At 33.4% G+C, this 6,620-nt stretch carries 6 protein-coding genes and 1 pseudogene; 2 read left to right on the top strand and 5 right to left on the bottom strand.

Annotated elements, in window-relative coordinates; translation table 11 throughout:
* Window positions 1-223: pseudogene (locus ABJF52_RS08145) on the top strand (tRNA (adenosine(37)-N6)-threonylcarbamoyltransferase complex dimerization subunit type 1 TsaB); the annotation flags it as partial.
* Here the strand turns inward: ABJF52_RS08145 and ABJF52_RS08140 are convergent.
* The 4 genes from ABJF52_RS08140 to ABJF52_RS08125 form a co-directional block, all read right to left on the bottom strand.
* Window positions 220-1,041 carry a mechanosensitive ion channel domain-containing protein gene (locus tag ABJF52_RS08140; protein ID WP_348148922.1) on the bottom strand — a complete coding sequence of 274 codons (822 nt, stop codon included), beginning with the start codon at window positions 1,039-1,041 and terminating at the stop codon, window positions 220-222. The pseudogene ABJF52_RS08145 and the gene ABJF52_RS08140 sit on opposite strands and share 4 nt — an antisense overlap.
* A gap of 90 nt (window positions 1,042-1,131) precedes the next feature.
* A complete protein-coding gene (locus ABJF52_RS08135) occupies window positions 1,132-3,168 on the bottom strand; it encodes a thioredoxin domain-containing protein (protein ID WP_348148920.1) in 2,037 nt (678 codons plus the stop codon).
* Window positions 3,169-3,291: 123 nt separating this feature from the next.
* Window positions 3,292-3,492, bottom strand: a complete 201-nt coding sequence (locus ABJF52_RS08130) for a dodecin family protein (RefSeq protein WP_348148918.1) — start codon at window positions 3,490-3,492, stop codon at window positions 3,292-3,294.
* 69 nt (window positions 3,493-3,561) lie between these two features.
* A complete protein-coding gene (locus tag ABJF52_RS08125; RefSeq protein WP_348148916.1) occupies window positions 3,562-4,467 on the bottom strand; it encodes a NifU family protein in 906 nt (301 codons plus the stop codon).
* A 282-nt stretch (window positions 4,468-4,749) separates the two neighbouring features.
* On the opposite strand from ABJF52_RS08125, the gene ABJF52_RS08120 reads away from it, so the two are divergent.
* Window positions 4,750-5,760, top strand: a complete 1,011-nt coding sequence (locus ABJF52_RS08120) for a type IX secretion system membrane protein PorP/SprF (RefSeq protein WP_348148914.1) — start codon at window positions 4,750-4,752, stop codon at window positions 5,758-5,760.
* An 89-nt stretch (window positions 5,761-5,849) separates the two neighbouring features.
* Here the strand turns inward: ABJF52_RS08120 and ABJF52_RS08115 are convergent.
* On the bottom strand, window positions 5,850-6,620 hold a 771-nt coding region (locus ABJF52_RS08115), incomplete at its 5' end, for a hypothetical protein (RefSeq protein WP_348148913.1).

Genomic DNA, 6,620 nt, shown 5'->3' with positions numbered 1-6,620 from the left:
TTCAAAAGGTAATGTATTACTAGTAGGTAGTGGAGCAGAAAAATGTAAAGAAGTTCTTGAGTCCACAAACTTTTCCTATAAACTTAACATCATACCATCATCTAAAGAAATGTGTATGTTGGCTTATGAAAAATTTGAAGTTTCGGCTTTTGAAAACGTAGCTTATTTCGAACCTTTTTATTTAAAAGATTTCATTATTCAAAAGCCGAAACCCAAAGTTTAGCTGTTTGAATGTACAACTCGCTGTGGAAATGGTATTTCAATATTTTCTGCATCAAAACGATATTTCAATTCTTCAAGAACATGAAAATGCGCTGCCCAAAATACTTCATTTTTTGCCCAAAATCGTAATGTTAAATTAACAGAACTATCACCGAGTTCACCAACATATACTTCAGGAATTGGTGTTTCGAGAATATTCTCATTATCTGCGCAAATTTGCAATAAAATATCTTTCGCTTTTTTGATGTTTGAACTGTATCCGATACCTACATCTATTTTATCTCTACGGGTATTTTCTGCATTATAGTTTACAATATTATTGTTGCTTAATTGTCCATTTGGTAGAATGGCCAATTGGTTGCCAAAAGTGTTTAGTTTTGTTGTGAATATTGTTATTTCTTTCACCGTTCCGTCAACTCCTTGTGCTGAAATAAAGTCACCCACCTTAAAAGGTTTAAATAATAGGATAAGTACACCTCCAGCAAAATTTGCAAGTGATCCTTGTAATGCAAGTCCGATTGCTAATCCAGCTGCACCAATAATTGCAACTAAAGAGGTAGATTTTACACCGAGTTGCGTAATAACCAGAACAAATAATATTGCTTTTAATGCAATTTTAATAAAGCTTTGTAAAAAAGTTTCGAGTGTTTGATCGTAATCTGCTTTTTCAAAAAATTTGGCAACAAGCTTATTTATAAATCGAGTAAGCCAGATACCAACAAATAAAATTATAAGTGCTAAAATTAGGTTTGGTAATGCTGCCCATAACCAATTAATAGCATTGTCAATATGTTTTTGATAGTCCGTTAATTCTTCCATTTAGATATTTATATTTTTTATTTGCGACAACATAGCTAAATTAAACACTTAGTTCAAGCGAAGATGTCTAAACTATTGTTAAGATCAAGCCTAATAATGTAATTGGGTTAAAACTTCTTTCGTATGAGTTAATGGAAGCATGCATGTGCCTTGTCTGCATATATAAATCTGGGTTTTATTAGCTACATGTCTATTTTGTAAAAGCGAAATGCCACCTTCGTTTTTTGAGCCTGCAAGAACAGTGTTTGGTAAATAGTTTTGACCTAACTCAGCAGCTATTTGTTTATATGATTCTCCAACGATAGCTACTTCATAAAAAGGCTGATTTTGAAGCAAGGCAAGTTGTAGCCAATTCGCATGATTGTTTCCTTGATTTTCAAAATTATCTTGAATGTTTTTAAGCATACTATTTGCTGTTTCGAGATACATTGAATCGGGAAATAATTTTGAAAGTAGCAGTAAATTTTTTGCCATTATTGAATTTGAAGCGGGTATCACATTATCACCTGTTTCGATAGTTCTTCTTATTATGATTTTATCTTCTCTAGAGGTGAAAAAAAACATGCTGCTTTCTGAGTCAAAAAAATTGTCAAAACAATACGAAGTGAGTTCCTTGGCTTTGAATAACCATTGTTCTTCAAATGTTACTTCATATAAACCAATAAAAGCATCTATTACCGAAGCGTAATCTTCTAAATAGCCATTTATAGTGCTTTTGCCTTTTTTATGATTACGGTATAATCCGCCGTCATCTTTAAATAGATTTTGCACTAAGAAATTCGCATTTTTTAAAGCGAGTCCTAAATATTTGTCATCATTTAAATAACGGTAAGCATCTACTAAACCGCGTAACATTAAACCATTCCAAGAAGTAAGTATTTTGTCATCTAGCCTTGGTTTGTTTCTCTTTGCTCTATTCGTCTTTAGTATAGTTAAATTTCTTGAAATAATTTCCTCAAGTTGATTAAGCTCTAAATTGTATTTCTTAGCTATTTTTTCTTTATGCGCATCTCGAATTAAAACATAATTACCGTGCTCCCAAAGACCATAGGAATTAATATTGAAAAAGTCCTTAAAAATATTGAAATCATCATTTAGCAATAATTTTAATTCATTTTCTTGCCATACATAATAAGCCCCTTCTTCTAATTCTCCATCTTGGTTTAAGCTATCGGCATCTAAAGAAGAATAAAACCCACCATTTTCATCCATTAATTCTTCAGTTACAAAATCAATTGTACGCACGACAGTTTGTTTATAAAGTGAATTCTTAGAGGCTGCATAAGCTTTAGCGTATAGACATATTAATTGGCCATTGTCATAAAGCATTTTTTCAAAATGCGGGACATGCCATTTTGTATCTACAGCATAGCGTGAAAATCCACCGCCTACATGATCAAAAATTCCACCCCAAGCCATTTTGGTTAAAGTCGTATGAGTATATTCTAATATGTCATCATTTTTGGTAGCGGTGCCATAATGCAGTAAAAAATTGAGATTGACTGGCATCATAAATTTTGGAGCTCTTTTATAACCTCCTAAAAAGGTGTCAAAATGTTTAGACCAATTAGCAACGGATATGTCAATACTTTTTAGGCCTACAAGTTCAATACTTGTTTTATTTTCGACTAAATTTATTGCTTTAAGTCCTTCAGAGAGGTTTTCTGCATGTTCAATCACCTTCTCAGGGTTATTTTGATAGAGGTCTGATAGTTGTTCTAATACCCGTATCCAATCTTGCTTCTTTACAAAAGTAGCGCCCCAAAATGGGCGTCCGTCTGGTAATGCGACAACATTAAGTGGCCATCCGCCACTGCCGGTCATCATTTGTAAGGCATCCATGTAAATGTGGTCTACATCGGGTCTTTCTTCACGATCTATTTTAATATTTACAAAATTGGTGTTCATAGCGTTAGCAGCTTCTTCATCTTCAAAACACTCTTCTTCCATTACATGGCACCAATGGCATGCGGCATACCCTATACTAATTAAAAGTAACTTGTTTTCTTCTTTTGCTTTATCTAAAACAGCATCATTCCACGCATGCCAGTTTACAGGATTATGTGCATGTTGTAATAGATAAGGGCTCGTCTCTTTAATTAGTGCGTTAGTATGTTTGTGAGTCATTTATTTATAGTATGCTTATAATTTAATTAAATGAAAAAATAAGAAAAGAATGTACGTGAATTGTTCTATTGAGCTATAAAAAAAGCGCCATAAAGGCGCCTATTTTTTAAATCGCTTAAAGGGTTATTTTACTTCGAAAGTGATTTTAACGTTTACTCTAAAATTGTCCATTTTGCCATCTTTTACCGTAGCACTTTGTTCATTTATATAAACCGATTTTATGTTTTTAACAGATTTTGATGCGTGTGATACGGCATTGTTAGCTGCGTCTTCCCAACTCTTATCTGAATTTGCTAATACTTCAATTACTTTTAATACTGACATTTGTAGTGTTTTTAAGTGAACTAGTAAGTTACTAAAATATCAGCGTAAATCGAAGTTTTAGTCTAATTATCAACCGTTTAAGGCTACTACCTCATTCACTTTATCACCCATCATATTTTTCAACATGGTTTCAATACCATTTTTAAGAGTGAATGTGGAAGAAGGACAACCACTACAAGCACCTTGTAAAACCACATTTACAGTTTTAGTGTTCTCTTCATAAGATTGAAAAAGAATATTTCCACCGTCACTGGCTACAGCTGGTTTTACATATTCATCTAAAATTGCAATAATTTGTTGTGAAGTGTCATCAAGATTTGGTGTAACCGCTTCAATTTCTTCGGCCTCATAAGACTGTTTTAAAGCTGTTGCATTTGTAGAAACAACCTCATTCCCTTCCGAAAGGTAGGTCCGAATAAATTCGCGTAATTCCATGTTAATCTCTTCCCATTCGGCAACGTCATATTTTGTAACAGAAACGTAATTTTCATCAAAAAAGACTTGCTTTACATAAGGGAAATGGAATAATTTCTTAGCTAGTTCAGAATCTTTAGCTTCGTCTATATTCTTGAATTCGAAAGTTTCAGGAACAATTTTTCTGTTGCATACGTATTTCATTACAGCCGGATTTGGTGTAACTTCTGCGTAAACAGTTGCGGCTATACTTTTATTAGCCTCATCATCATTAATAATCGGTTCACCTGCATTCAAATATTCAACCATTTGTTGTGCAACCTCATCTTTTACATCATTCCATTCAACAATATCGTATCGTTCTAAGCCTATGAAATTGCCAGAAATATATACTGTTTTAATAAATGGAAGGTAGAATAACTGCTGTGCTAAAGGTGAATTTTTGGCATCATCAATATTCTTAAATTCATAGTTTTTACCCTGCGTGAGCATATGATTAGTCTCAAACTTGAGAATAGCTGGGTTGTTTGTTTCAGTAACGGTTATATTAAACTCCTTCATGGTCTTCTATTTTATACAAAAATACGTCATTCAAATTACTATATGTTGGCATCCTCAACTAGCTTTTACGCTTTTATCGAAAATGTAACGTTTTAATCAACTGATTGCTTTTTTGTTGTTAAATTGTCATCTGATTTAAGTTTTTTTTTAAGTTGCTGAGTATTTAGTGGATAATAGGTGTAAAGGACAGTAATCAAGCTTTTTTTTGTGAATAATAATCTTACAATTCAGTCGTTATAAATGTATATTCAGCCAGCTTTAACATCCCCACAACTATATTGTATGAAACAGCGATTGTTGCTTTTGTTTGCATTGTTAGCCTTTGTGTTCTCTTCGAAGGCGCAAGAGGGAATTCCAGTTTACTTTGATTATTTAGCAGATAACTACTATTTAGTTTACCCTTCAATGGCTGGTATTAGTCAGGGTGGTAAAATACGTGGTACGGTTCGTAAACAATGGTTTAGCGTTGAAGATGCTCCTAATTTACAAACTTTAAATGCCAATTTTAGAATAGGAGAATCAAATAGTGGAGTGGGTGCAATATTTTATAATGATGCTAATGGTTATCATGCACAAACTGGCTTTAAACTTACCTATGCACATCATTTAAAATTAGGTGGAGATGCCCGATATTTAAATCAATTATCTTTTGGTTTAAGTCCAACATATTTACAAAGTAGCTTAGATGAGAGTGAATTTCGTTCTGTTGAATTTGATCCGGCAATCGTTGGAACAAAAATTAGTCAGGGTTATTTTAATATGGATTTGGGTATTTCTTATAGTAAAATGGAGTTTTATGCTCATTTTGCAATCATGAATCTTTTAGCGACGGAACGTAGTTTGTATCGCTTTGGTCGATTGGGTGATGTTCCAGTAATTGATAATTTAAGAAGGTATTTGGTTTCTGCCGGGTATATATTTGGTAGGAGCGAATGGCAATTTGAACCTTCTGTTCTGTTTCAAATGACAGATTTTACACAAGAAAAAGCGATAGATATTAATGCTAAGGTGTATAAAGATGTTGATTTTGGTAGAATTTGGGGAGGAATATCGTATAGAAGAAGTTTTGATGGAGCTCAATTTCAAAATGGTGCCGATTTTGGTGAACAAAGATTACAGTTGTTTACCCCTATAATTGGAGCGAACATAAAGAATTTTATGGTTTCTTATAATTATTCTTACCAGGCCGGAGATGTCCGTTTCGATAATGGAGGTTTTCATCAAATTACCGTAGGTTATGACTTTGGTCAAGCTGAAAGAAAGTACGACTGTTATTGTCCTGCGGCTAATTAAGAATAGAAAAATGGGCCTATTGTATGTTCAAACATAGACCCATTCTACACTACACCAATCTACTATTTTTAAAGTGAGGTAATTAACCCTTATTCAAATTTATAATTCTTTTTTGCTGCCTGTTTTTTTATAGCTCCCAGCATTGCATTTTCCAATTCACCTTTTGAATCTTCTTGTTGGTGTTTTGCAATGTAAACTTCTCGTTCTTTGTTTAGTTCTTGTATTTCATCTTGAATTTGCTGGCGTTCCAACTTTTTTGCTAACAAATAGTCTTCAATTTCTTTGGTTGTTTTACCTTTTAAATGTTCTGGTAAATCATCTGCTTTAAGGTCTGAGATTGAAAATTTGTCATCTTCGATGGCATCTACCATATCCCAACTAGAATTGGAATAAAGTCGAGAACTCTTACTTACGGCACGTTTTATTGCAATGGCTTCTTCCATTTCTGCTGCATTGTAATCTTGTGCAACTTGCATTTTACTTTTATCGGCACCCAAACTACCGTAAGAGACATAAGTTTTATTCAGTTTTGAGTTTAATTTGATAATGATATCATCATAAGGCGTATCTATATGAACTACTTTTCGATTGTGGTCAATAGCAATGTATTCGCCTCCAGTTAGCGCAGCACCTTTTTTCCATTCTGTATGTATACCTTGTTCGTAATTTCCACAGAAAATCGTGTTCACCACAATGTCTTTTTCTTTTGCATTGGTAACTGCATCTTTATAATTTAGTTTACCCTGAGTAAAAGGTTCGTTTCCTGCAATGAATATCATTTTTAGGTTATCTTCGTTTTTACCCCATTCCAGTTGATTTAATGAGGTGTTAATTACAGCCCCACAATATTCTTCACCGCC

This window comes from Aurantibacter sp. (assembly GCF_039941195.1).
Classification (GTDB): domain Bacteria; phylum Bacteroidota; class Bacteroidia; order Flavobacteriales; family Flavobacteriaceae; genus Aurantibacter_A.
This window is presented reverse-complemented; position numbering and strand designations above follow the sequence as displayed.